This is a genomic window from Halorussus amylolyticus (genome assembly GCF_004143485.2).
Classification (GTDB): domain Archaea; phylum Halobacteriota; class Halobacteria; order Halobacteriales; family Haladaptataceae; genus Halorussus; species Halorussus amylolyticus.
The window spans coordinates 1-25,819 of the sequence record NZ_ML974131.1 but is presented as its reverse complement, the minus strand read 5'-3'; the positions used below and the strand labels follow the sequence as shown (position 1 = coordinate 25,819).

The window sequence follows — 25,819 nt, the reverse complement described above, 5'->3', positions numbered from 1 at the left end:
GACGCGACCGGACGGCCCCTTTCATTCCCACCTCGTAGATTGTGTCACTGGCTGTTTCCGGTGGACTGTGTCACCGGCTGTTTCCGATAGTTTGTGTCACCGAGCGCCACTCCCGAGAATTTATATACGAAAGCGAAGCCAACTCGGGCCATGACCACCCGAGACCCGGTCCCGGAACGCGACCCGCCCTACCGGTCGAAATCGCCCGACGAGACCGAGGGAGAGCGCCAAGGACAATGCTTAAGCGCGGGCCACTCCTGCTCGGTAATACGATTATGGGCGCGATAGAGGACGTTCACGCCGACCTCGACGCGGAGGTATCCCTAGAGGAGTTCCGCGAAGCGGTCGAAGAGAAAGTGGCACAGATGGGCGGACTGGCCGACGAGGAGACGGCGGCGATGCTCATCGCCCACGAACTCGACGAGGAGGGCGGCGAGGTCAACGGCATCGCCGACATCGAGCCCGGAATGGAGGAGGTGAAATTCGCGGCGAAGGTGGTCGGCATCGGCGACCTCCGGACGTTCGAGCGCGACGGCGAGGACGACCAAGAGGACGGCCGCGTGCTGAACGTCGAAGTCGCCGACGAGACCGGGTCGGTCCGCATCACCTTCTGGGACAAGCAGGCCGACGCCGGAGTCGAGGAACTCGAAGTCGGCGAGGTCCTCCGCATCGCGGGCCGTCCGAAGGAGGGGTACAACGGCGTCGAGGTCAACGTGAATCAGGTCGAACCCGACGGCGAGACCGACATCGACGTGCAGATTCAGGACACCTACCGGGTCGAGGACCTCTCGCTCGGTCTCTCGGACGTGAACCTCCGCGGGAAGGTCCTCGACACCGACTCCATCCGGACGTTCTCGCGCGACGACGGTTCGGAGGGGCAGGTGTCGAACCTGAAGGTCGGCGACCCCACCGGCAGGGTCCGGGTCACGCTGTGGGACGAGCAGGCCGAACTCGCGAACGAAATCGACGCCGGAACTTCAGTCGAGGTCGTTGACGGCTACGTTCGCGAACGCGACGGCGACCTCGAACTCCACCTCGGCTCTCGGGGCGCGGTCGAGGAAATCGACGAAGACATCGAGTACGTGCCCGAGACGGCTGACATCGACGGTCTCGAAATCGGCGAAACCGTGGATATCTCGGGCGTCGTGCGCTCTGCGGACCCCAAGCGCACTTTCGACCGCGACGACGGTTCGGAGGGGCAGGTCCGGAACATCCGGGTCCAAGACTCGACCGGCGACCTCCGGGTCGCGCTCTGGGGCGAGAAGGCCGACGCCGACGTCGGGCCGGGCGACGAAGTCCAGTTGGCCGACCTCGAGATTCAGGACGGCTGGCAGGACGACATCGAGGGGTCGGCCGGATGGCAATCGACCGTGACCGTCCTCGGCGAGGCCGACGCCGACAGCGACGGCGAGACCGGACTCGACGCGTTCGCGGGCGACGCCGACTCGTCGGCGTCGCCCGCTGGCGGCGATTCGGGCGGCGACTCCGCAACGGGCGACGGTGCGACCGCCGGAACGGCGGTCGCGAAAGAGAGTGACGAGGAAATCGAGTTCACGGGCACCGTCGTGCAGGCCGGAGACCCCATCATCCTCGACGACGGCCAAGAGACGATGAGCGTGAGCGCGAGCGCCGACGTGACGCTCGGCGAGAAAATCACCGCACGTGGGCAACTTCGCGACGGAAAGCTCGACGCCGACGACGTGTTCTAACTCCGGGACGGTTCGCCATCGTGCGGTTTCGGTCGTGTTCCCCTATCGCCTGCGCTTGGGTCGGGAGTTCGGTACGCCTGCTGGCGGGCCAAAAGACGGACGGAGGTCGCCCGAAAGACGCGACGGAAAGAACTAAGGGCGCGAGATACCCGGATTCGGGTATGAGCGTCGAGCTGCCGTTTGCACCGGTCGATACCATCATCCGACGGAACGCTGGCGACCTTCGGGTCAGCGCCGACGCCGCCGAGGAGTTAGCTCGGCGCATCCAGCGCCACGGGGCCGAGCTCGCGGTTGACGCCGCGAAACGAGCGAGCGCGGACGGACGGAAGACGCTGATGAGCGACGACTTCGGCGTCGAACAGGTCGTGGACAAGGCCGACCTCGAACTCCCGGTCGCGCCCGTGGACCGCATCGCGCGCCTCGACATCACCGACGACTATCGGGTGGCGATGGACGCCCGCATCGCGCTGGCGGACATCTTAGAGGACTACGCCGACAACGTCGCGAAGGCGGCCGCCATCCTCGCACACCACGCCGACCGGCGAACTGTTAAGGCCGAGGACATCGAGACTTACTTCGAACTGTTCGGATGAGATTCGGCTACAGCGAGACGTGTCTCGCGCACGATACGGGCCAGCGCCACCCCGAGAACCCCGACCGTCTGCGAGCCATCCGCGAGGTACTGGCCCGCAAGCACTGCGTCGAGTACGTCGAGGGCGACGCCGCCAGCAGGGCGGAAGTGGAGGCGGTCCACGATGCCGACTACGTCGCGGAGTTCCGGGAGTTCTGCGAGGACGGTGGCGGGAGCTGGGACCCCGACACCATCGGCGTCGAAGCGACATGGGACGCCGCGCTCCGGTCAGCGGGACTCGCCGAGTGGGCGGCCGACGCCGCGCTCGACGGCGACGACGGCAGGAAGACCCCGTTCTCGCTCGGCCGCCCGCCGGGCCACCACGCGGTCGAGGACGACGCGATGGGGTTCTGTTTCTTCAACAACGCCGCGGTCGCCGCGCGCTACGCCATCGACTCGCGCGACGTGTCGCGAGTCGCCATCTTCGACTGGGACGTGCATCACGGCAACGGCACTCAAGACATCTTCTACGACGCCGACGACGTGTTCTACGCCTCGATTCACGAGGAGGGCCTCTACCCCGGAACGGGCGAAATCGAGGAGTCGGGCGAGGGGGCTGGCGAAGGGACGAACTTGAACGTCCCGCTCCCCGCGGGCGCGGGCGACCCCGAGTACCGCGACGCCTTCGACGACCTCGTCGCACCTGCGATACGGGCGTTCGACCCCGGACTCGTGCTGGTGAGCGCGGGGTTCGACGCCCACCGCCACGACCCCATCTCGCGGATGCGGGTCTCGACCGACGGCTACGGGATGTTGACTTCGCGCGTGCGAGAACTCGCAGACGACGCCGACGCCGCGCTCGGATTCGTTCTCGAAGGTGGCTACGGTCTCGACACCCTTTCGGACAGCGTGGCCGAGGTCCACGAGACGTTCGACGGCCGAAAGCCGGTCTCGACCGACGACGACGCGGACGAGGACGTGGTGGAGCTAATCGAGGAGATTCGGGCGGGACATCCGGCGTTCGAGTGAGACGAAGTCATCTCGATAGTTCTCTACCTTCGAGTCGAGGACTTCAACATATTTTTTGTTGGGGCGCGTGACGAAATAGTCGAATGGTGGATGTTGACTTCGATGTTCCACGAGTCTTCCCCGCTACCCCGGGGATGACCGAAGAACTCCTCTACTGCTACTACGGAGTCGATGATTGGAAGCGTCCTACTGCGTTCACGGTTCGACTTCAACGAGGAGTTCACCGAGAGGACGGGAAACTCATTCTCGAAGACGTTGCCCGATTCGACCACAACGGGCACAGCGCCTTCGAGTGGAACCCAGCGACCGATGACGGATTTCACATCGACGTGTATCCCGACGGTCAGAAAGAGAAGATTTGGCTCACCACACCGCCAACGGGCGTCGATTACGAAGCGTTGTCGGAGCGATATCCGCCGTCAGAACGCATTTACGCGACGATGGAGTACTGTCGAGACATCTTTACCGACGAACACAACCGAGCGTACCTCTTCGAAGTGTATCGGGGCAACATCGAAGAGTTCGACCCCCAAGAGATTGGACTGAGTCCGCCACCCTCGATAGTCCAGTCGTCCGAAAGTTTATCCGGATAGATTGACTAATAACAGGTATGAGTCGTTACGTCGTGGATCCGCCGGAGGACACCCACCACAGTGAGGAGGAAGTTCTCGAATCCGTGGCAAGCCGCCGAGAAATCACCGTCGAAGAGCTAAAACGACGCCGAGAGACGGCCGGTCTCGATTCGACATCCGAAAACGACGAGGAAGTCCACGACGAAGTTCCCGTTGAAGGGTAGTTTACGAAAGCCCTATTTTCCGGGTTTTCGGGCGTATGGTATAGCACAGACACGTCACTTCTTTCGATTTACTCCATCTCCTCGGGCTTCACCCGCGCGAGTCGCATTGCGTTCCCGGTCACGCCGAGGCTCATTCCCATGTCGCCGACCACGATGGCCGCGGCGACCGAGACGAAGCCGAGCGGCGCGCCCGCCGCCAGCACCGCCTTGACCGCGAGACTCGACCAGATGTTCTGTCGAATCACGCCGTTGGCCTTCCGCGAGAGCCGATAGAGGTACGGCACCGTCAGGAGGTCGTCACCCAGCAGGGCGATGTCGGCGGTCTCGATGGCGGTGTCGGTTCCGGCCGCGCCCATCGCCACGCCGACCGTCGCCGCGGCCATCGCGGGCGCGTCGTTGATGCCGTCGCCGACCATCGCGACCGACTCGTGGCGGTCGGTGAGTTCCTCGACGGCTTCGACCTTCTCGTCGGGGAGGAGTTCGGCGCGGTACTCCTCGACGCCGACCGCCTCCGCGACCGCTCGGGCGGTGCCCTCGTTGTCGCCGGTCAGCATCACGCAGGTCAGTCCGCGGGCCTGGAGGCGCTCGATTGCGGTCGCGGCCTCCGGGCGAATCTCGTCGGCGATTGCGACCACGCCTTCGAGTTCGGCTTCGGTTCCGACGAGGACGACGGTCTTGCCCTCGCGCTGGAACCGGGGCACCACGTCGGCGAGCAGGTCGAGGCAGTCCTCGCGGTCGGCACACTGGCTTCCGGCCGCTTCGGCGGCCGTTCCGCCGTCAGTCGAGAGGTGGACGTGTTCGAGGTCGAAGCCCAACTCCTCGAACAGCGCGGGCTTTCCGGCGTAGTGGGTCACGCCGTCGAGGTCCGCGCGGACGCCCTTGCCGGTGAGGCTCTCGAAGTTCTCGATGGGGCGGTCCTCGCCGGCCTCGCCGTGGGGGTCGCCGCGGTCGTGGGCCGCATCGACGATGGCCTGCGCGATGGGGTGTTCGCTCCGGCGTTCGAGGTCGTGCGCACACCGCAGGAGGTCGGCCTCGGCGTTGCCGTTGAGCGGAACCACGTCGGTCACCGCGAGGTTGCCCTGCGTGAGGGTGCCGGTCTTGTCGAACGCGACGGCTTCGACTTCGCCCATCGATTCGAGGGACGGCCCGCCCTTCACGAGGACGCCGTTCCGGGCGGCGCTGGTCACGCCCGAGACGACCGACACGGGCGTCGAGATGACGAACGCGCAGGGACACGCCACCACGAGCAGGGTCAGGCCCCGGACGAACCACGTTCGGAACCCCTCGCCGAAGAGGAGCGGCGGGACGAACGCGGTCAGAATCGCGGCGACGACGATGACCGGCGTGTAGTACGCCGCGAACCGCTCGATGAACTGCTCGCGGTCGGTGCGGTCGCGCTGGGCGTCACCCACGAGTTCGACCACGCGCGAGAGCGTGGTCTCGTCGGACTCGGCGGTCGCCTCGATTTCGAGGTAGCCCTCCTCGTTGACCGTCCCGGCGTACACCTCAGCGCCCGCCGACTTGTCCACCGGGACGCTCTCGCCCGTGATGGGGGCTTGATTCACCGCGCTCTCGCCCGCGACGACATCGCCGTCCACCGGAATCTTCTCGCCGGGGCGAACCACTACGAGTTCGCCGACCGCGACTTCCTCGACGGGGACGGTCTCTTCGTGGGTCTCGCCGTCGCCGTCGCCTCGCCTCACTGTCGCGGTGTCGGGCGAGAGGTCCATGAGTTCCCGAACCGAGTTCCGAGCGCGGTCCATCGAGAAGCGTTCGAGGAGTTCGGCCACGCTGTAGAGGACCGCGAGCGTGGCGGCCTCGACGTAGAGACCGACCGCGATTGCGCTCACCACGCCGGTCCCCATCAGGAGGTCGATGTCGAGGCTCAGATTCCGAGCGGAGTAGTAGCCGCTTCGGACGATTGGCTGGCCCGCGACTCCGGCCGCGAGGAGGAGCAGGACCGCCGAAGCGTGGAACTCGCGGCCGACCGCGTCGAACAGGTGGAGGTTCGCGCCCGCGAAGACGAATTCGAGCGCCATCCCCGCAAGCATGAGAATCGCCCCCGCCCACGTCTTCAGCCCACGGGTGCTGGTCCAGATTGCGCTCGATTCGGCAATCTCGGGACCGCCTTCGTCGGTCGTCGCGTCGGCCACCTCGTAGCCCGCGCCTTCGATTGCGGCGACGACCGCGGCGCGGTCGTCGCCGCCGGTCACGACCACCTCGCCGGTCGCCGGGTGCGTCTCGACGGTTTCGACGCTCGGAACGGCGTCGAGGGCGCTCTCGACCTTTCCGGCGCACGACGGGCAGTCCATCTCGGGCACGGAAAGCCGGAGGGTCCCGCCGGTCTCGGCGTCGGATTCGACTGCGTATCCGGCGGCTTCCACGCGGTCGCGGATGGCCGCGGTGTCGGCGGTGTCGGCGGCGTCGGGGACGTAGGTCACGACGAGCGTGCCCGTCGTGGGTGCAGCGTCGGTGTCGCGAACCCCGTCGAGCGACTCGACGCTCGACGTGACCTTCTTCGCGCACGAGGGACAGTCCATCTCCGGAACCGAGAGTCGGACCGTCCGGCCGGACTCGGGAGTCGTCATTGTCCGAAAGTAGTCGCTCACGAGCTATTAATCCTGCTGTCACGAACTCGGCACAGAGTATGAATCGTTAATAAATAATCCGGAGTACGTTATCAATATCTCGGGCGATGACGGTCGTGTCGGTGTAAGCGTAGATTTCTCGCTCGCCGAAACGGTTCACGACCGTTCGTTGCGTTACGAACCGGTCGAAATCGAGAACGGTGAGTAACGTTGCTCTCGACTTATTGGGAACGCTACCCAAGGTGGAGACGAGATGAGCACCTACGAAATGGGGATGGAAACGTCCGCCTTGAAAATCGGGGCCGCGGTCACGGTTCTTGCAGTCGAGGTCATCGTCGCGCTCGTTCTCCTCGTAGTCGTCCTTGGGTAGTACGGAAAGCGGCTGAGGGGAGTAAGCCCCCTTCTGTTCGTCCGAGTATTCGGCTGAGCGTCCGCGCCAGCGTTCGGGCTACCAGGCGATGCTCTCGCATCGCGCGGCGCGGACTTGCACCGGCGAGGATTCGCCGTTCCATCCGTTCTCCACCGTCGGCGTTCCGACGAAGTCGGAACGCCTCAGTTCGACGGTCACACCGTCTCACCATAACGTGGCGACGAAGTCGCCACGCGTTCGGCGGCTATGCCGCCTCACATTTCGTTCCGGCGATGCCGGAACGCGCTCGGCGGTTACACCGCCTCGTCGAACGTGGCGGCTTCGCCGCCACGCAGCCCTCGGTGGGTTAGCTCCCCCTCGTTACCTCGGGGTTCGCGCACCTCATCGGTCGGGTGGAGTGGTCTCGTTTCTGTTCCAGAGCCAGCGGTCTCCCGCTCCGGGCTTGCACCCGGTCGCCCGCCCGAACGGTGGGGGGACTTTCCTCACGTCCGCGCTCGCGGTGCGAGCGCGGTCGCGGAGACTCGGCTCCCTCTGCCGTGCGAACGTAGCGCCCGACCGCGTTTAAGCCGTTCGGTGGGACGGTCGGTACGCCGGGTCTAACGTCCCGTTGCCGCGTGATAACCACTGCCAATCAAAAGGTAGCGGGTCATTACCGGATTTAGTATTCAAGGGAAGACTTGAAGGCAGTGCCCGACATAAGGTGTTCTGTATGGCACAGGCCCAGGCAGTTACTCTCTCCTACGAGGATGGCACGCGCGCCGTCGAACTCGCACGCGAGTCGGTCGAATCCTACGTTATCAACGGACAGCGAGAACAGCCCGGAAGCATGCGCGAAGCGTTCTACGCTCGAACCGGCGTGTTCGTCCGACTCACGTCCACCCGAGGCCGAGGACGGCTTCGAGGATGCGACGGTGCGTACGAGGGCAGCGACCAGCTCGGCCACCTCATCGTGGACTCGGCAATCAGCGCCGCGAGCGACACGTCCTGTGGCTCCGAAGTCGAGGCACCCGAACTCCCGAACCTGCAAATCTCGGTGTGCGTCGTTCGAGACACCACCCTCACCGACGACCCTATCGCCGACATCGAACTCGGCACCCACGGCGTCGCCATCGAAGGCCGAGGCAAGCAGGCGTGGATGTATCCGACGCTTCCCTGCGAGAACGACTGGAGTTCCTTCGAGTACTTGGACCGCACCTGTCGAAAGGCCGGACTCCCCAAAGGCGCGTGGGAGGACGACGACGTGTCGGTCACGCTGTTCGACGGACAGGTGTTCCGCGAGCGCGAACCCGAAGGCACCGTCGAAGAACTCGACTAGACGATTCGAAGCCCCGAGACGAAGCACCGCACATTTCTGAAGCCGACCGAACAGAGAGCAATTGCGCCGCGTTACTTCGCAAGCGACCGCGCCGCGCTACTCCGCAGAACGGAACCCCACGACGTCGGCGTCCCGACTCGCGCGCTCGGCGGCTTCGTCCACGTCGAACTCCCGGACGATTTCGCCGTCCCGAATCAGCGGTTCGAGCAAGGCTTCGCCGCCCTCGGGGTCCGCACGGTCGGCCAGTCCGACGTGGTGGCCGCCGTCGGGGGTCCGGAACGCCTGCTTCGTGCCCGAGAGCTTCCCGCGCTTCGAGACGATTTCGCCGTCCAACTCCACGATGTCGAGCGCGAAGTCGAGCGGGTCGGCGTTGCTGACGTGGCCGCCGACGCCGAAGCCGTCGGCCACGTCCCGGAGGTCTCGGAGGTCGGCCGGGCCGAGACCGCCGCTGACGAAGATGTCCACGTCGTCGTAGCCCCGCACGTCGAGTTCCCACCGAACCTCGCGAACGATGTGCCGGAAGTCGCCGCGCCGGGAACTGGTGGTGTCGAGGCGAACCCCGTCGAGGGCGTCACCGAGCGCTTCGGCCGCCCGAATCGACTCGTCTTTCTCGTCCGAAAAGGTGTCACAGATGGCGATTCGCGGCACATCCGAATCGACCGTCTCGTCGAACGCGGTCCACGCCGCCTCCTGGTCACCCATCGCGATGACGAGCGCGTGAGGCATCGTGCCGCTGGCCTCTTTGCCGAGAATCTCGCCCGCCGCGACGTGCGAGAAGCCGTCGAGACCGCCGACGAGCGCGCCGCGCTCGACCACGGCCGCGATGGCGGGGTGGACGTGACGCGCGCCGAAACTCAGCACCGACGAGTCGGGCGCGGCCACCCGGGCTTCGAGCGCCGCGGTGGCGATGCCGCTCGCGTGGGAGAGAAAGCCCAACAGCGACGTTTCGTACCGCGCGAATTCGAGATACGACCCCTCGATTCGCATCACCGGCCCGCCGTCGAACAGTCGGCCCTCCCGAATCGCGTCCACGTCGATGTCCAGCCCTTCGAGCAGGCGGGCGGCGTCCTTCACGCCCGCCAGCACGTCGAACTCGCCAGTCGGGAACTGGTCGCGCGTGACCTCGGCGACGACGTTCGGATTGCGGTCGGCGGCCGCCAGCGTCTCCTCGGTTCGCTGGAAGTACGCGTCGGTGGCGGTTCCGTCGCGGATGGCCGACTCCGATACGATGTCGAATCGGTCGGTCACTCCCATCGCCTCCGGAGCGGGTTCATAGTCGGGAGTACCGGGGGGCGAGCGAAAAAGGTCCCGCTATGAACTGGAGATAACAGAAGTGACGACGGTCAGAAAGCCCATCCGCCAGGAACAGCAGATAGCAGAACCACCAACAGTCAGAAAGCCCCCACCCGGTCGCGGTCGCTCCGACAGATATTCGCGGCTCTCCGCACCGCCCGCCGCGAATAGAGCTGTCGGAGACGACCAAGACAAGCGCGACCGGGCGGCCCCTTTCAGTCCCACCCAGAGTATGGTTCACCAGCGATTCCCTCGTGGTTTGTCTCACCGGCCGTTTCCCGTCAGCTGTGTCACCGAGCTACGCTCCGCCCATCACGACCGCCGGGGTCAGTCGGCGGTCATGTCGAACGGGAGTTCGGTGTCGGGTCGGAGGGGAGTTTCGTAGCTCCGGTCGCCCGTCACTTGGTCGAACTCCTCGTTCGCGCGGTCGAGGAGTTCGGGGTCGTCGAGGAGCGTGTAGGCCGTCCCGCCGAGGACCTTCGCGGCGTACACCGCGCCTTTCTTGCCGAAATCGCCGTTCGCGGCCGTGGCCTGCCACGTGTGGGCGGGCGTGCCGACCGCCCACGTCGCCGCGCGGAACTGGCCGGTGGGGGTAATCCAGCTCACGTCGCCCACCTCGGTCGAACCGCCGCCGACCTCGCCCTCGGCGTGGGGCGGCACCGGGTCGTCGTAGAGGCCCGCTTCGAGAATTTCGCTCGCGTACTCGTCGGGTACGTCTTCGAGGCTGGCTTCGACCTGCTCGTCGGGAATCGTCTCGCGGAGGTCGGCCGCGAACTCGCGGTCCTCGTCGGTGTAGCCGATTTCGCCGAGGTCCTCCATCGTCTCCCAGATGACGTCACTCACGACGTGATTCGGAAGGTAGTCCCAACAGCCAGTGATGTATCGCTGGCTGACCTCGGTCTGGGTCATCAGCGCCGCGGCCTCCGCGATATCGGTCAGCCAGTCGGTGATGCGCTCGACTTCGCCGCGGGTCGGCGCGCGGACGTAGTACCAGACGGTCGCTTCGGCGGGCACGACGTTCGGAGCCTCGCCGCCGTCGGTGATGACGTAGTGGATGCGCGCCTTCTCCGAGACGTGTTCGCGCATGTACTCGGTCCCGGAGTTGAGGAGTTCGGCGGCGTCGAGCGCCGACCGACCTGATTCGGGCGAGGCCGCGGCGTGAGCCGACACGCCCTCGAAGGTGAACTGAATCGAGTCGAGCGCGAGCGACCGGTCCAGCGTCGGCGTGTTCAGGCTCCCCGGGTGCCACGTAATCGCGGCGTCGAGGTCGTCGAACGCGCCGTCGCGCGCCATGAACACCTTCCCCACCAGCGTCTCCTCGGCCGGACAGCCGTAGAACTCGACGGTGCCGTCGAGGTCGCCGCGCTCGATGGCGCGCTTGACTCCGATTGCGCCGCCGACGCCCGCGACCCCAAACAGATTGTGACCGCATCCATGACCGGGTGCGCCCTCCTCGACCGGGTCGTGTTCGGCCTTTACCTTCTGGGAGAGGTCGGGCAGGGCGTCGTACTCGCCCAAAATTCCCACGGTCGGGCCGCCGTCGCCGTACGACGCCACGAACGCGGTCGGCATCCCGCCGACGCCGACCTCGATGTCGAAGCCCTCCTCGTCGAGCCTGTCGATGAGGACCTGCGAAGATTCCTCCTCGTGAAGCCCCAACTCAGGGGTCTCCCAGATTTGCTGGGCCATTCGGTCCAATCGGTCACGCTCGCTCTCGATTTCGTCGTAGACGCTCGCTTTCGTCATGAGAGGGGGTTACGCGCCGAAACTATGAACGTTCGCCTCCCGGAACTCGACCGCGGCGCGGTCGAGTTCCGAAAAGCCGAGTCGAAAATCGACCGCGAGCGCTCAGTCGTCGTCCACGATGACTTCGACCGGCTGTTCCTCCTGGGACTGCACGTCGCCCTTGCGCTCGTGCCAGACGAGCGCGCCCGCGACCGCCAGCACGACCCACGACCGCCAGTTGGCGAGGTTGAGAGTGTAGCCGATGCCGAACGGCTTGTCCACGAGCATTCCCTCGTCGGGTTTCCAGTACGCCGACAGCATCCGCCCGATGCTCGGTCGCTCGAAGTTGTACGGCACGCCGAACAGCGTTCCGGTGCTGGGTCTATCTGCCATGTGGGAGATATACGCCGGACGGGAATAAAGTGCTTTGGCTGTTCGGGTGCGGTTCGCGAGACGCGCCGGGGCGCGTCTCGCGAAGGTTTATACGCGAAAACGCGACCAAACTGCGCCGTGACCTGACCCTCGCCGCGAAGGGTCCGCGATTGCACGGCACACCCCTTCGCGCCCGCGGCGTGCCGTCTGTTCGCCACTCGCGCCAGCGACTGCTTTCGGGGGAGATGAATTCCTACTCGCGCTCGAACACTCGCTCTCTCGACACGGTTCTCTCGGGGTCTTCTCCCACCGTCTCGATGTCCTCGGTCTCCAACAGTCGTTCGAGTCGCCGCTCGAACTCCTCGTGGGTCAGTTCGCCGCTCGCGTAGCGCGACCGGAGTTCGTCCACCGGGTCGTCGGCCGCCGACTTGCGCTCACCGCTCGCGCCGTCGGTCTCGTCCTCGACTATCGGCAGTGAATCGCCGAGCAGCGCGACCAGCGGCACGACGATGAAGAATCCGAGGACGAAGATGGCGGGCGTGAGAAACTCCAGCCCCGCGACCGCCGTGAGCGCCGTCAAACCGAAGGTCAGCACCGACAGCACGCCGAGCAGGGTCTTCCGGTCGAACTGTACCGAACTCTCGCGCATAGCAGAGCGTATGCGGGACGCCGGTAAAAAGGTTGAGCGGCCGACTACTCGAAATCTTCGTAGGTCGGCCGCGACACGTCTTCAGGTGGGAACTCCGCGACCGGTACCTGCGTCTGCTCGCCCGATGCCATGTCTTTGACCGTCACGTTCCCGTCGGCGAGGTCCTGTTCGCCCACGATGACCACCGTCTCGGCGTTGATGGAATCGGCGTAGTCGAGCTGCGCGCCGAAGCTCCGGCCCGACACGTCAGTCTCGACGACGAACCCGCGCGACCGGAGTTCGCGGGTCACGTCGGCGGCCACATCTCGGGTGTCGCCGACCTGCAGGACGTAGTAATCGGTCGTCGCCGACTCGTCGGGCCAGACGCCCGCGCGCTGACAGAGGAGCGAGAGCGGCGCGGCACCCGGCGCGACCCCGACCGCGGGGGTTGGCTGGCCGCCGAAGCTCTCGATGAGGTCGTCGTATCGGCCGCCGCCGAACACCGAGCGACTGACCTCGCCGGTCGCGTCGAAGCACTCGAACACGACGCCGGTGTAGTAGTCGAGACCGCGAGCGGTGCGGAGCGAGAGGTCGCAGTACTCGCGCGCGCCGAAGTCGGCGGTCGCTTCGAGGACGTTCTGGAGGTTCGTGACCGCGCTCTCGACGCGGTCGGTGCCCGCGAACTCGACGAGCTCGTCGAGGTCCTCCTCGGGAGTGTCGAGCAGGTCGTCGAACTCGGCGGCCTCGTCGTAGGAGAGTCCGGCGTCGTTGAGCAGGCCGTGGTACTCGGCTTCGCTCACCTTCTCGCTCTTGTCCACCGCACGAATCGCGGCCTCGGTATCCACGTCGGCGTCGAACGATTCGAGCAGGCCGCCGAGGATGTCGCGGTGGCTGACCCGGAACTCGAAGTCGTCCTCGGTGAGACCCAAGCCCGTCAGCGCGTCGGCGGCGTACGCGAGGACCTCGGCGTCCGCGGCGGGGTCCGAGGAGCCGAAGATATCGACGTTGGTCTGGTAGAACTCCCGGAACCGACCCTGCTGGGGTTCCTCGTAGCGCCAGAACGGTCGCGTCGAGAACCACTTGATTGGCTTCGAGAGCTCCTGCTGTTTGGCCACCACCATCCGAGCGACGGTCGGCGTGAGTTCGGGCGTGAGCGCCACGTTTCGGCCGCCCTGGTCCTCGAAGGCGTAGAGTTCGTCTACGATGCCCTCGCCGCTCTTGTCCACGTACATCTCGGTCCGTTCGAGCGCGGGCGTCCCGATTTCCCGGAAGCCGTACTGACGCGCAGTTCGTTCTAAGGTGTCGAACATCTCGCGGCGCGCGCCCATCTCCGGCGGGTAGAAGTCGCGAAAGCCCTTGATGCGGTCGTACATGCGAGGTCCTTGGGCGACCGCGCGCTTGAAACCTTTTACTTCGCGTCCGGCCGACCGGGTCTCGCGCCCGCACGCGAGAACCCCTTCACGTACGTCTGGGTGTGGTCGGGAAACACCTCGCTGACCGTCCCCTCGCCGTACTCTCGGGCCAACAGGACTCGAAGCTCGTCCTCGTAGTCGGCCTTCGGAATCTCCTCGCTCGGCCCCGTCTGCACGTCGAGAGTCGCGTCCACGAGCGAATCGACCGCGTTCCGGCCAAATCCCGCCAACGGAACGATGTAATCGACGTCGTGGCGGTCTTCGAGGCTCTGGGCCTGCGCGCGCGACACCGACGGCACGCGGTCGTCGCGCCGCGTGCCGTCGGCGACCGCGTCGAACTCCATCTCGGCGACCGCTTCGAGCGCGTGGAGGTGGACCTGCTGGATGCCGTTTCGGGGGTAGCCGTCCTCGACCATCGTCTCGACGGCTTGCCCGGCCACGTCGTCGTCCAGCGCGACGGTGTCGAACTCGAAGCCCGTGGCGTCGGCCGTCTCGCGGGCGTGCTCCCACGCGTCGGTGATTCCGAAGCTCGCGGTGACGAGCGTCACGTCGTAAAAATCTTCGAGGAGGAGCCCGGCGAGCGTCGAGTCCTTGCCGCCGCTGTAGAGCAGACCGAGGTCCATCTCAGCGACGCCGGATGTTGAAGCTCTTGGAGTCGGGCTTCAGCTCCCGAAGAATCTGTTTCATCTTGTCTTCGTCGATTTTGCCGTTGACCCGGCCGCTCTGGGCGATTGCGATGACTTGGCGCTCGACCTGGTCGGCGAAGTCGGGCTTGCTCATCCGGACGGAGTTGAGTCGCTTGCGCGCGCCGTCGGTGAGATGTTTGCGGAGCATGGCCTGTTTCTGGGCGTCAGCCTGCTGTTGGGCCTGCTCTTGGGCTTCCTGCTGGCCCTCCTGGTCCTGAAGCTCCTGCATCTTCTTCTTGCGGAGTTCTTCGAGTCGCTCGTCGTCGGGCGTATCGCTCATAGCTACGTGTTCGTTAACGCGCACGGCCAAAAACCATTACGGACGGGGCGGACGAACTGCGGAGCTATCAGTTCGGAAAACTGCACGAAACGCGTTCAAAAGTGCGTCTACGCGTAGCGTTCGAGTTCGGGACGGTCGAGGTCCTCCATGACCTCGCCCGCGGTGTCGTCGAGCAGGCTGCGACCGTCGCCGGTCACGACGCGGCCCGCGCTTCCCTCGCTCATGACGAGGTCCTCGTCCTGAAGCTGCTGGAGGATGGTCCGGATGACGTTCCGGCTCCCGTCCGTGCGGTGTTCGGGCGCGACCTGATAGCGGTTCGAGCCGTCCTTCTTGCCGCCGTACTCGGTGGAAAGGCGCTCGACGCCGACCGGGCCGTCGGTGGCGACCTTTCGGAGCACGCTCGCGGCGCGCACCGACCAGAAGTTCTCCTGTTCGGGGGGCAGTTCGCGGCCGTCGCCACTCTTGGCGAACTCGGCCCAGTCCGGCTGTTCGAGTCGGTCTTCGAGCTTCGCGGCGACGGCCTCGTTGAGGTCGGCCGCGGGAACGTCGTAGAGCGTCGTCATACCCACGAATTCCGTTCCGCGGCGTTTAAACCCATCGTTAGCGAATCGGGGCGTGCGTTCGGGCGGAGCCGACAGTATCATAGTGATTGCTGTGACTCTGTACCGCCAAGCAGTCACAGACCGACGGGGGCAGCCCTCGATACCCCGAAATTTCTGGCGGGATGCTAAGAATACTCACAGCAATCACTATCAGTCGCTCGCCGACCCGTGGACGTTGTCGGCTTCGAGCATCGCGGTCGCGCTTCCGCCGATGAGAACCGGGAACCAGTAGGTCGCGCCGCGGTGGATGACCGCCGCCGCGCCCGCGGTCGCGGCATCGACGCCAGTGATGGGGACGATGAGCAGAATCAACACCGCCTCGACGCCGCCGAGACCGCCCGGAAGCGGTGTGACGCTCGCCACGCTCCCGAGCGGGACGATGAACAGCGTGGTCGCGAACGGGACCGTGTGGCCCAGCGCGAACAGCGAGAGCCATAGTGACACCGACAGCAGGAACCACCCGACCGCCGAGAACGAGAGCGCGAGCGCGAGCTGGTGGTGGTCGCCGCCGACTCGCTCCAAGGCTCGGAAGAAGCCCTCGATTCGACGACGGACGCTCGCCTCGTCAGGGGTTCCGACGACCGGAACGATTCGGGCGAGCGCCCTGCTCGCTGGCACGACGACCGCGACGACGACCGACGCGAGTCGGTCGCGGCCCTTCCAACCGAGGTACGCCGCGAACGGCACCGCGAGCGCGAGCGCGACGAGCGCGAGCGCCGCGAGTTCGACCCGGTTCCCGACGGTGAACTGCGTCGCGTAGTAGCCGAGACCGACGAGCGCGAACGAGATGGAGGGGACGAAGTTGAGCGTATCGACGCTTGCGACCGTCGCCAGCCCGTTCTCGTACTCGGTGCCGGTCGTCCGCGAGACGAGCAGCGCGCTGAACGGCTCGCCACCGGCCTGCCCGAACGGGGTGACGTTGTTCGCGAACGTCGCGCCCGCGAACAGCAGGAACGCCCGCCGGACCGACACCTCGACCGCGACGACCGCGAGGACGGTCCGGAGCGCGAGGCTCCACGCCACCAGCCACGCGAGCGCGACCAGCCCCACCGCGACGACTGCGAGTGGGTCGGCCCGAGAGAGCGCCCCGAGAACTTCGCTCAGGCCGACGACGGAGTAGAGTGCGAGCAGAACGACGACCGCGGCACCGAACCCGACGGCTATCGAGCGCACGTCTCCGGAGTCTACGTCCATCAGTCCGACAGACGGCGGGTTCGGGCTTGAAACCACCGACGCCCCGAACCCGAGTGAAAACCGATTTACCCCCCGACGCCCACCCCTCGCGTATGATTATCAGCGGGTCCGCTTCGCAGGTGCTCGCGGCCGAACTCGCGGCCGAGTTGGACGAGTCGCTTGCGAGCGTCGAGTACGAGCGATTTCCGGACGGCGAACTGCTCGCGAGCGCACCGGGGTTCGCGGACGAGGGCGACGACCACCGCGCGGTGGTCGTCGCCTCCACGGTGTCGTCGGACGCCCACGTCGAACTCCTCCAGTTGCAGGACGCCGTCCGCGAGTGGGGAGCCGAGGAGGTCGTGACCGTCCTGCCGTACATGGGCTACGCCCGACAGGACGACGCGTTCGAGCGGGGCCACCCCGTCTCGGCCCGCGCGGTCGCCCGCGCTATCTCGTCGGGGACCGACCGCGTGCTGACGGTGAATCCCCACGAGGACGCGGTCTGTGACTTCTTCGACGTGCCCGCCGAGTCGGTCGGCGCGGCCGACCGACTCGCCGCCCCGCTTCCCTCGGACTTGGCCGACCCGGTGTTCCTCTCGCCCGACGACGGCGCGCTCGACATCGCAGAATCGGTCAGGGACGCCTACGGCGCGGGCGAAGTCGATTACTTCGAGAAGACTCGGCTCTCGGGCACCGAGGTCGAGATGACGCCGAGCGACACCGACGTTGCCGGTCGGGACGTGGTCGTGACCGACGACATCATCGCCACCGGGTCGACGATGAGCGAGGCGGTCGGGATTCTGGGCGAGAAGGGGGCGGGCCGGGTGTTCGTGACCTGCGTCCACCCGATGCTCGCGGCCGACGCCTACGCGAAGCTCTCTCGGGCGGGCGTCGAGGCGATTTACGGGACAGATACGATAGAGCGGGCCGTGAGCGAGGTTTCCGTCGCGCCAGTTATCGCCGAGGAGTTGTAACGGCGACGCCATCGAACCCGGTGGACCGCCAAGTTTCGAAGTGATAAATAATTGTGGCTTTTCGATAGTTCATAGCCTTTTTTAAGATAATAAATCCCATATAGAAATGTTTATTTACACTCAGTCATATCATATGAATGAGGCGTGTTAGGAATGTACAAGAAAATCAAACTCGCGCTGTTCGCAACGGTCGCACTAACTGCAATCGCAATTGACCCGGTCGCTGCCGAAGTCGGTGTCGAGTGTGGGAGCCTCTATGGCGGAAACTTCTGCCCTGAACCGTAGAGTCCGAAGGACACCCACAGAGCAGTAACGTCACAACATTTTTGCGAGCGCTCGGAACCAACCGCTTTCCGACGGTTCCGACCAACTCGAAAAGTCGAATTCTGTCGGTGCTACGCCTGTGCTTCCGCCAACGCCACGACCGCAATCTCCATCTCGACGCCTTCGACATCCCACGTCTTTCGGTGGCCGTCGTCAACGTCGCCCACTTCGTCCGCGCGGACCTCCGATTTCACGAGGTCCATGTGCTGTCCTACGAGGTCCGCGACCCGAGCGTCGGCCACGTCGAGTTCGAGGCGCACGCGCTGTTCGATGTCGAGGTCCATCTCCTTGCGCATCTCCTGGACCCGGCGGATGACCTCGCGGGCGTACCCTTCGCTCTCGATGTCGTCGGTGAGTTCGGTATCGACGTAGACGACCCCGCGCTGGTCGCCGTCGGTGTCGAACCCGACGCCGGTGACGCCCTCGGGAGTCTGCGTGACGAACTCGACCATCTCGTCGGTGAGGTCGACGTCCATGCCGGTCTCCTCGGCGACCGCGGCTTCGAGCGCGTCGAGGGACTGTTCCCCGACGCGCGCGGCGTTCAGGGCTCGCATGACTCGACCCGCGTCGTCGCCGAACGCGGGGCCGAGGACGCTCATGTCGGCCTCGGCGCTGTATTCGAGTTCGCCCCAGTTCTCGCCGGGCGCGACGACCTGGACCTCGCGGGCGTTGAGTCGGTCGGCGAGCAAGTCGCTGTGGCGCTCGACGGCCTCGACCACCCGGTCGTCGTCAGCATTGACCACGACGCGCGTGACGGGCCACCGGAGCTTTCGCTCGGCCTGCTGGCGGGCGTTCGACCCGGCCTCCTCGACGGCGCGGAGGAGCGTCACGTCGGTTTCGAGTTGTTCGTCGCGCCAGTAGTCGTCGGCCTCGGGCCAGTCGAGCATGTGGACCGTGTCGTAGCCGTCGTCGCCGGTGAGATTCTGGTAGACCTCCTCGGCGACGAACGGCGCGTAGGGCGCGAACAGCGCGGCGAGCTTCGACAGCACCTCGTAGAAGGTGGCGTAGGCCGCGCGCTTGCTCGCGCTGTCGGCTTCGTCCCACATGCGCTCGCGGACGACCTGAATGTAGAACCGGGACACGTCCTCGACCACGAAGTCGAGCAGGGCACCGAGCGCCCGGTCCTGTCGGTAGTCGTCCCAGTGGTCGGTCATCTCGGCGACCACGGTCTGGAGCCGCGAGAGTATCCACTCGTCCACGAGTTCGAGGTCCGAATCGACCGCTTCGAGGTCGGTTTCGGCGGGGTCGAAACCGTCCAAGCGCATGTACGGCAACGGGAACCGGAACACGTTCCAGAAGATGTTGAGGTCGCGCTGCATCGTCTCCATCTCGTCCCACGAGAAGCGCATATCGTCGCCCTGCGGGTTCTGGTGGAGCAGGAACGCGCGCATCGGGTCCGCGCCGTGACGGTCGATGGCCTCCTCGGGCGCGACGATGTTGCCGATGGATTTCGACATCTTCCGGCCGTCCTCGGCGAGCGCCCACCCGTGCATCAGTACCTCCTTGTAGGGAACTTCGCCGACCGCGGCGCTCCCCATGCCGAGTTGCGACCAGAACCACCCGCGGGTCTGGTCGTGGGCCTCCATGATGAGGTCGGCGGGCCAGAGTTCCTCGAACTGCTCTTGCTCGCTCGGGAAGTCGAGGGTGCCCCACGACGCGACCGACGAGTCGAGCCACACGTCGAACACGTCGTTGACACGGGTGTACGTGGTGCCGTCCTCGGTGATGGTGAGGTCGTCCACGGTGGGCTTGTGGATGTCCACCTCGTCGGGGTCCACGTCTTGGTCCACCTTCTCCGCGAGTTCTTCGCGGGTGCCGACGACGACGACTTCGGACATGTCACCCGACCAGTCTTCGGGCGTCCAGATGGGGATGGGAACGCCCCAGTAGCGCTGGCGCGAGACGTTCCAGTCGGGGGCGTCCTCCACGAAGTCGCGGAATCTGTTATCCCGCGCCCATTCAGGATGCCACTCGCTGTCCTCGATGTTGTCCAGCAGTTCGTCTTTGATGTCGGTGATGGTGATGAACCACTGGTCGGTCACGATTTGGAGGATGCCGGTGTCGCACCGCCAGCAGTGACCGTAGCTGTGACTCACGGTGTCCGACCGGAGCATCAGGCCCGCTTCTTCGAGGTCGGCGATGATGCCCTCGTCGGCGTCCTTCACGAACTGGCCCTCGTACTCGCCGCCTTCGTCGGTGTAGACGCCGTCGCCGCCGACGGGACAGAAGATGTCGAGTCCGAGTTCGGTGCCGCGCTCGAAGTCCTCCTCACCGTGGCCGGGCGCGGAGTGGACGAGGCCCGTGCGGTCGGCTTCCACGTAATCGGCGGCGTAGACTTGAAGTGTTCCCTCTCCGTCGGGGTGGTCGGGGACTTCCTCGGAGAGCGGGTGGTCGTACTCCCAGCCGACCATGTCCTCGCCCGTGACCTCTTCGGCGACCTCGTAGTCGTCGTACCGGCCCGCCTTTAGTACGCCTTCGACGCACTCCTCGGCGACGTAGAGGACTTCCGATTCTCCGTCCTTTTCGGCGCGAACGCCCTGATACGTGAGGTCCGAATCGACCGCGACGAAGGTGTTGGCCGGGATGGTCCACGGCGTCGTGGTCCAGATGACGAGATACCCTTCGCGCTCTTTGAGCGGGAACTTCACGTAGATAGAGGGGTCCTCCACGTCCTCGTACTCGACCTCGTTGTTGGCAATGGCGGTCTCGCATCGGGGACACTGCGAGATGGACCGCTGGCCTTGCTCGACGAGTCCCTTCTCGTGGGCCTGCTGGAAGCCCCACCACGCCGCCTCCATGTACTCGGGGTTGACGGTCTTGTACGGGTCGTCCCAGTCCATCCAGACGCCGAAGGACTTGAAGTCCTCTTGGAGACCGACGAGCTGGTCCTCCGCGAACTCCTTGCACTCGGCGATGAAGTTCTCCTCGCCGAACTCCTCGATGTCCTTCTTGTTCTCGAAGCCGAGTTGCTCCTCGACTTTCGTCTCGATGGGCAGACCGTGCATGTCGTAGCCCGGCCGGTCGGTCACGTCGTAGCCCGACATCCGGAGATAGCGGATGTAGGCGTCCTTCAGCGTCTTGTTCCACGTCGTTCCCATGTGGGCCGCCCCGGAGGTGTACGGCGGGCCGTCCACGAAGAAGAAGTCCTCGGCGTCGGCGCGGTGCTCCTTGGCCTTCCGATAGGCGTCCACGTCGTCCCAGTACGAGAACACCCGGTCCTCGACCGCGTCGGGGTCGTACTGGTCGTCGACTTCGGCAAATCTGCTCATGTGCAAGGTGTTCTCCTGCGAAGTTAAATTGGGTTCGGTTGTGCAGTCGGGTCTGTCCGTGCGCGTCTCGTCAGTAGCGAGCGGCGTCACCCGCGTATTTTTAGGCGTGTCAATCCAATCGGCACCGTATGACCGCGACACCCGCCGAGCGCCTCCGGGCGAACGCGACGTCCATCGCGAGCACGGTGGTGACCGGCGTCTGGCTCGCCGCGTTGCTGACCGGCCAGAGCTGGTGGCTCGGCGCGCTCCTGTTCGGGTACATCGTCGTCGTGCCGATAATCGCGCTCCTGTTCGGCGACAACGACGACATCGAGGAGTGGTGGGACGGCGAGTGGAAGGACTCCTGGGACGGCGGCGAGACCGAACCCGAGGCGAAGACCGAATCCGAGACGCCGGTCGAGACGAACAACCGCGATGCGCTGGAGACGCTTCGACAGCGATACGCGCAGGGCGAACTCACCGACGAGCAGTTTGAGCGAAAACTGGAGCGACTGCTCGACACGGAGACGCTGGAGAACGTCGAGGACCGCGCTCGTGAGCGCGCTCGGGAGTAGGAAACGAGAAGCGGGAAGCAAGAAGCGGAGTACGAGAGCTGAAAGCAAAACCGGACAAGACTAGCTACTCCCGGTACCTATGAGGACCGCGCCGCACAGCACCGGGCCACACGCCTCCCCAGCCGATTCCTTCGTTCGCGCCTCCGGCGCATCACTCAGTCATCCCTCGCGCGACAGTGGCGCACCCACGAGGGGTGCGCCAGCGCGCGCCGTGTCGATTGGTCAGTATCGCGTATTTTCGCCGACCACCCGGCGCGCGAAGTCGCGCCCGAAGGGTGCGACCGCGCGAGGGATGAGAATCGGAAGGAGTGAGCGACTGAAAGGAGCGAACGACTGAGAATCGCAATCGGTTGGGGAGGGCGTGGTGCGGTCTCATAGGTACCGGGAGTAGCTAGCTTCTTGCCAGCAGATAACACCTCTCTGGCTCTGTTGGTCAAGAATCAATCTCGAAGTAGTAGCCTCAACCTTGATACATCGGGGCGACAAAACCAACCACAGACCCATGAGCCAAGACGACTGCATCTTCTGCAAGATAGTCGCCGGAGAAATCCCGAGTCGAACCGTCTTCGAGGACGACGTGGCGATGGCCTTCCTCGATGCGAACCCCCTCGCGCCGGGCCACACCCTCGTCGTTCCGAAAGAGCACTACGAGACCCTGAGCGAGGTGCCCGAGGACACCGCGGCCCACGTCTTCGGCGTCCTCCATCGCCTCAACACCGCGGTCCAGAACGCGGTCGATGCGCCCGCCGCGAACGTCGCGTTCAACGACGGCCCGGCCGCCGGACAGGAGGTACCCCACGTCCACGGCCACATCATCCCGCGATTCGAGGACGACGGCGGAAGTCCGGTCCACGCCGTGGCGGGCGAGCGCCCGGACCTCTCGGACGAGAAGCTGGACGAAATCGCGGTGGAGATTCAGAACACCGAGTAGCCGAACGGAATCCGACGGAGTCCGCAACAGCCGAAGCAGACCCTTTTATATCATAGCGAGACAACTTCGAATCAATGCCTCACTTCACCACCGCCCTCGTCGGTGCGACCGGCGGGGCAGGAACCACGCGACTCGCGGTCGAACTCGGCGCGACCCTCGCGCGCGACGGCCGCGAAGTGGCGATTCTCGACGCCGCGTTCGCCACCGAGGGACTCGCTCGCCACGTCTCGGGCCGTATCGACCCCGACGTGACCGCACTCGTGACCGACGACGAATCGACCGCGGAGGCCCCAACTCTCACCGACGGCCTGCGCGAACACCCCGCGACCGCCGACCTCGCGGGCCGACTCGAACTCTGTCCGGCGCGCGCGCCCTTCGAGCGGATGGCCCGCGCGAAGACCGCCGCGGCCGCCCGGCGATTCGAGGACCTGCTCGCCGACGCCGCGAGCGAGTTCGACCACGTCATCGTGGACGCGCCCCCCGTCGCCGCGAACCAGACCGTCGCTGCCGTGACCGCCGCCGACCGGGTCGCAGTGGTCGCCCCCGCAAGCAAGCGCGGCGTGGACGCGGTCCAGCGCGCTCGCGGGCGCATCGCCGACGTGGGCGCGAGCGTGGACGCCGTCCTCGCGAATCGCGCGGCCGCTGACCAGCCGCTTCGAAGCGCCGACGCCGCGATTCCCGAGAGCGAGGCCCAGCGTGTCGAGGAAGTTCCTGCAAGCGCACCCGAACCAGAGGCGGATTTCGCGCCCGCGGTCGCCCGCGCCGCGGAAGTCGTGTTCGACGCCGAACTCGACCTCGAATTCGAGGAGTCGAGGCTGTTCGACGTGGATACAGACGAACTGCTTCCCGACGCGCTCTCCTGAGTTCAGAGGAGGTCGTTCGGCGAACTCATCGCCTCGGCGAGTCCGTCGCGCTTCGAAATCCGGGCGTCACCGTCCGAGGCGAGCGCCGATTCGACCGCCTCGTGACCGCCCGGAATCGGGTCGTGGGTCTCGACGAACGTCGCGAGCGCGAACTCCGTCTCGGACGCGCCGGTCAGCGTCTCGGCGTCCGCCCGCGAGAGGTCGGCCGAGAGCCAGTCCCGGAGAATTCCGTGGGCCTCGGGCGTGAGCGGCGAGACGCCTTCGAAACCGAGCAGGTGGAGCGTCTTGGCCGCGGTCATCGGCGCGACGCCCGCCGCCCGCGCGCTCTCGCCGACCGCCTTCCCTGAAGTGTGGCCTTCGATTATCGTCGCGGCCGCACGCCCGTCGCAGGGCAGGTCGGCCGCGAACTCGGCGAGTCGCTCCCGGAGGTCGCCCGTGTCGTCCACCGTCGCGACTCCGCGGTCGCGCTGGCGGGTGGTCACTTCCAGTCCGTCCGCGATGTCCGAGAGCGTCACGTTCGAAACTGGGCGTGCCATCGGTTTAAAATTTGAGTATGTTATCGGAGAGAATAACTCCCTGGCGACCGGAAGCCTACCGGTTACCGGTACCTTCTTCGCCCCGATTTCGGGTGTTTCTTCCCAGTTCGACCTTCGTTTAAATGCGCTTCAGGTCGAATCTCCAACTGTGATGAGCAAAGCACACGCCCCGGCACAGACGTGCCCCGAGTGCGACGGACGACTGAGCGCGAACTGCGACGAGACGGTCTGTAACGACTGCGGTCTCGTGGTCGCCGAAGACCGCATCGACCGCGGGCCGGACTGGCGCTCGTTCGCCGACGACGAGACCGACGCCGAGCGAACCGGCGCGCCCCTCACCCGGTCGCGCCACGACCGCGGGCTGACGACCGAAATCGGTCGCGACACCAACCTCCGCCTCACCGGCCGAAAGCGCCGACAGGTCGCCCGAATGCGCAGGGAACACGAACGCGCCCGCGTCTCTTCGAAGACCGAGCGAAATCAGGTGTACGCCTTCACCGAGATTCGGCGGCTGGTGAGCGCGCTCCAACTGCCCGAAAGTGTGAGAGACCGGGCGTGCGTCCTGTTCGAATCCGCCCAGTCGGAGGACCTGCTCCGCGGGCGGTCGCTGGAGGGATTCGCGTCGGCCGCGGTGTACGCGACCTGTCGGACCGCCGCGGTCTCGCGGACTCTCGACGAGATTCTGGACGTCGCGCGGGCGTCCCGCGACGAACTCAAGACCGCGTACGGCGCGCTGAATCGCGACCTCGGCCTGCCTATCGGTCCCATCGACCCGCGAGAGTATCTCCCGCGGTTCGCCAGCCGACTCGACCTTCCGCCGCGAGTCGAGCGCCGCGCGGCCGAACTGGTCGAGCGCGGCCACGACGAGAACCTCGTGAGCGGCCGGGACCCGAGCGGGTTCGCGGCGGCGTGTCTCTACACCGCGGCCCGCGAACGCGGACGCCGAGTCACCCAAAAAGAGGCCGCGGAGGTGGCCGACGTGACCGCGGTCACGCTCCGAACGACGTACCGCGACCTTCAGGACTGAGGAGTCGCAAATCGGACTGTTTCTCCGAGACGCTCGAATCGCTCGACCGGAACGCTCTCCGGACCGATTTCGCGCACCGGCCAGCCGTGGCGCTGCGCGCGCCGAACCCGGTCGTCCTCGGGAATCGCGACGACCGGCGTGCCGAGCGACCGCCGGACCTGTTCGGTCGGCGCCTTCTCGCCGGTACGATTGAGCGCGACTGCCGCGAGTCCGGCGTCGAGTTCGCGGGCGAGTTCTTGCGTTCGGAGGGCGTCGGCAAGCGCGAACTTTCGCGTGGAGGTCACGAGGACGGCCGCGTCGGCCGCCAACAGCGCCATTCCCGTGTCGGCGGCCATCCCCGCGGGGGAGTCGATGACGACCCGGTCGTAGGTCGCCTCCACGGCTTCGACCGCCGATGCGAGCGCGGTCACGTCGCCCGCTCGCGCCCCGGCGAGCGTGCGACCGCACGGGAGCAGGGCCACGGGACCGCCCTCGCGGACGGCTTCGACCGGGTCGGCGCGACCCGCCAGCACGTCGTGGAGGTCCGGGCCGCGGTCGGTCGGCAGGTCGGCCATCCCGAGGTCGGCGTCCACCACCACGGCGTCGAGTTCTGCACCGAGATTCAGCGAGACGGTTGACTTGCCGACGCCGCCTTTTCCGCCCGCGACCGCGAGAATCACCGGCGTCCCCCCGACCGTCTTGAGTCGTCCGAGCGCGCGGCGCTCGCCGCGCGCTCGGACAGCGTTTCGACCCGTCGAGCGACCGACCGGAGCGCGTGCCGGTCCTCGGCGTCGAGCGCGGCGGGACCGCCGC

General features: G+C 66.1%; 25 protein-coding genes and 1 other RNA gene. 12 read left to right on the top strand and 14 right to left on the bottom strand.

Annotated elements, in window-relative coordinates:
* The first annotated feature begins 275 nt into the window (after positions 1-275).
* The 5 genes from EKH81_RS04065 to EKH81_RS04045 all read left to right on the top strand — a co-directional run bounded on the left by EKH81_RS04065 (position 276) and on the right by EKH81_RS04045 (position 4,105).
* Entirely contained in the window at positions 276-1,709 is a 1,434-nt protein-coding gene (locus EKH81_RS04065) for a single-stranded DNA binding protein (RefSeq protein WP_132059189.1), read from the top strand.
* Positions 1,710-1,870: 161 nt separating this feature from the next.
* Entirely contained in the window at positions 1,871-2,302 is a 432-nt protein-coding gene (locus tag EKH81_RS04060) for a histone family protein (protein ID WP_132059086.1), read from the top strand.
* Entirely contained in the window at positions 2,299-3,309 is a 1,011-nt protein-coding gene (locus tag EKH81_RS04055) for a histone deacetylase family protein (protein WP_132059085.1), read from the top strand. Before EKH81_RS04060 ends, EKH81_RS04055 begins: the two co-directional genes overlap by 4 nt.
* A gap of 134 nt (positions 3,310-3,443) precedes the next feature.
* A complete protein-coding gene (locus tag EKH81_RS04050) occupies positions 3,444-3,902 on the top strand; it encodes a hypothetical protein (RefSeq protein WP_132059084.1) in 459 nt (152 codons plus the stop codon).
* A gap of 17 nt (positions 3,903-3,919) precedes the next feature.
* Complete coding sequence (locus EKH81_RS04045; RefSeq protein ID WP_132059083.1) at positions 3,920-4,105, top strand: hypothetical protein; 186 nt, start codon at positions 3,920-3,922, stop codon at positions 4,103-4,105.
* A 68-nt stretch (positions 4,106-4,173) separates the two neighbouring features.
* On the opposite strand, the gene EKH81_RS04040 is transcribed toward EKH81_RS04045, so the two are convergent.
* Entirely contained in the window at positions 4,174-6,693 is a 2,520-nt protein-coding gene (locus tag EKH81_RS04040; RefSeq protein ID WP_132059082.1) for a heavy metal translocating P-type ATPase, read from the bottom strand.
* 380 nt (positions 6,694-7,073) lie between these two features.
* Positions 7,074-7,599, bottom strand: an RNA gene (gene rnpB / locus EKH81_RS04035) — RNase P RNA component.
* 173 nt (positions 7,600-7,772) lie between these two features.
* Here rnpB and EKH81_RS04030 point away from each other — a divergent pair.
* Positions 7,773-8,378 carry a TIGR00296 family protein gene (locus EKH81_RS04030; RefSeq protein ID WP_132059081.1) on the top strand — a complete coding sequence of 202 codons (606 nt, stop codon included), beginning with the start codon at positions 7,773-7,775 and terminating at the stop codon, positions 8,376-8,378.
* Between the two features lie 96 nt (positions 8,379-8,474).
* On the opposite strand, the gene EKH81_RS04025 is transcribed toward EKH81_RS04030, so the two are convergent.
* The 9 genes from EKH81_RS04025 to EKH81_RS03985 all read right to left on the bottom strand — a co-directional run bounded on the left by EKH81_RS04025 (position 8,475) and on the right by EKH81_RS03985 (position 16,570).
* The gene (locus tag EKH81_RS04025) at positions 8,475-9,626 is read right to left on the bottom strand and encodes a nicotinate phosphoribosyltransferase (protein WP_202935057.1); all 1,152 of its coding nucleotides are present in this window, start codon (positions 9,624-9,626) and stop codon (positions 8,475-8,477) included.
* A 372-nt stretch (positions 9,627-9,998) separates the two neighbouring features.
* A complete protein-coding gene (locus EKH81_RS04020) occupies positions 9,999-11,417 on the bottom strand; it encodes an amidohydrolase (protein WP_132059079.1) in 1,419 nt (472 codons plus the stop codon).
* 102 nt (positions 11,418-11,519) lie between these two features.
* Positions 11,520-11,789 (bottom strand): DUF5808 domain-containing protein, encoded by a 270-nt coding sequence (locus EKH81_RS04015; protein WP_132059078.1) that lies wholly within the window; start codon positions 11,787-11,789, stop codon positions 11,520-11,522.
* 232 nt (positions 11,790-12,021) lie between these two features.
* Positions 12,022-12,417: an SHOCT domain-containing protein gene (locus tag EKH81_RS04010; protein WP_132059077.1), complete on the bottom strand. Its 396-nt coding sequence runs from the start codon at positions 12,415-12,417 to the stop codon at positions 12,022-12,024.
* A gap of 44 nt (positions 12,418-12,461) precedes the next feature.
* Entirely contained in the window at positions 12,462-13,769 is a 1,308-nt protein-coding gene (gene hisS / locus EKH81_RS04005) for a histidine--tRNA ligase (RefSeq protein ID WP_132059076.1), read from the bottom strand.
* Between the two features lie 35 nt (positions 13,770-13,804).
* Positions 13,805-14,431, bottom strand: a complete 627-nt coding sequence (locus EKH81_RS04000) for a DUF7411 family protein (protein WP_132059075.1) — start codon at positions 14,429-14,431, stop codon at positions 13,805-13,807.
* 1 nt (position 14,432) lies between these two features.
* Positions 14,433-14,774: a DNA-binding protein gene (locus EKH81_RS03995; RefSeq protein WP_132059074.1), complete on the bottom strand. Its 342-nt coding sequence runs from the start codon at positions 14,772-14,774 to the stop codon at positions 14,433-14,435.
* 107 nt (positions 14,775-14,881) lie between these two features.
* Positions 14,882-15,337, bottom strand: coding sequence for a 30S ribosomal protein S19e (locus tag EKH81_RS03990; RefSeq protein ID WP_132059073.1), 456 nt, complete (start codon positions 15,335-15,337; stop codon positions 14,882-14,884).
* Positions 15,338-15,526: 189 nt separating this feature from the next.
* The gene (locus EKH81_RS03985; RefSeq protein WP_132059072.1) at positions 15,527-16,570 is read right to left on the bottom strand and encodes a lysylphosphatidylglycerol synthase transmembrane domain-containing protein; all 1,044 of its coding nucleotides are present in this window, start codon (positions 16,568-16,570) and stop codon (positions 15,527-15,529) included.
* 92 nt (positions 16,571-16,662) lie between these two features.
* On the opposite strand from EKH81_RS03985, the gene EKH81_RS03980 reads away from it, so the two are divergent.
* Together EKH81_RS03980 and EKH81_RS19715 are read left to right on the top strand one after the other, a co-directional pair.
* Entirely contained in the window at positions 16,663-17,523 is an 861-nt protein-coding gene (locus tag EKH81_RS03980) for a ribose-phosphate diphosphokinase (RefSeq protein ID WP_132059071.1), read from the top strand.
* 153 nt (positions 17,524-17,676) lie between these two features.
* On the top strand, positions 17,677-17,808 hold the full coding sequence (locus EKH81_RS19715) for a hypothetical protein (RefSeq protein ID WP_274380473.1): 132 nt from the start codon (positions 17,677-17,679) through the stop codon (positions 17,806-17,808).
* A 110-nt stretch (positions 17,809-17,918) separates the two neighbouring features.
* Here EKH81_RS19715 and ileS read toward each other — a convergent pair whose 3' ends face one another.
* Complete coding sequence (gene ileS, locus EKH81_RS03975; RefSeq protein ID WP_132059070.1) at positions 17,919-21,116, bottom strand: isoleucine--tRNA ligase; 3,198 nt, start codon at positions 21,114-21,116, stop codon at positions 17,919-17,921.
* Positions 21,117-21,244: 128 nt separating this feature from the next.
* On the opposite strand from ileS, the gene EKH81_RS03970 reads away from it, so the two are divergent.
* From EKH81_RS03970 to EKH81_RS03960, 3 genes are all read left to right on the top strand, one after another.
* Positions 21,245-21,670 (top strand): SHOCT domain-containing protein, encoded by a 426-nt coding sequence (locus EKH81_RS03970; protein WP_132059069.1) that lies wholly within the window; start codon positions 21,245-21,247, stop codon positions 21,668-21,670.
* A 502-nt stretch (positions 21,671-22,172) separates the two neighbouring features.
* On the top strand, positions 22,173-22,601 hold the full coding sequence (locus tag EKH81_RS03965) for an HIT family protein (RefSeq protein WP_132059068.1): 429 nt from the start codon (positions 22,173-22,175) through the stop codon (positions 22,599-22,601).
* 74 nt (positions 22,602-22,675) lie between these two features.
* Complete coding sequence (locus EKH81_RS03960) at positions 22,676-23,464, top strand: AAA family ATPase (protein ID WP_132059067.1); 789 nt, start codon at positions 22,676-22,678, stop codon at positions 23,462-23,464.
* Between the two features lie 2 nt (positions 23,465-23,466).
* Here EKH81_RS03960 and EKH81_RS03955 read toward each other — a convergent pair whose 3' ends face one another.
* The gene (locus EKH81_RS03955) at positions 23,467-23,979 is read right to left on the bottom strand and encodes a DUF7858 family protein (protein ID WP_132059188.1); all 513 of its coding nucleotides are present in this window, start codon (positions 23,977-23,979) and stop codon (positions 23,467-23,469) included.
* A gap of 172 nt (positions 23,980-24,151) precedes the next feature.
* Between EKH81_RS03955 and EKH81_RS03950 the strand changes: the two genes are divergently transcribed.
* Complete coding sequence (locus EKH81_RS03950) at positions 24,152-25,027, top strand: transcription initiation factor IIB (RefSeq protein ID WP_132059066.1); 876 nt, start codon at positions 24,152-24,154, stop codon at positions 25,025-25,027.
* Here EKH81_RS03950 and EKH81_RS03945 read toward each other — a convergent pair.
* Positions 25,018-25,686 (bottom strand): MinD/ParA family ATP-binding protein, encoded by a 669-nt coding sequence (locus EKH81_RS03945; protein ID WP_132059065.1) that lies wholly within the window; start codon positions 25,684-25,686, stop codon positions 25,018-25,020. The two genes, EKH81_RS03950 and EKH81_RS03945, sit on opposite strands and share 10 nt — an antisense overlap.
* Positions 25,687-25,819: the final 133 nt, after the last annotated feature.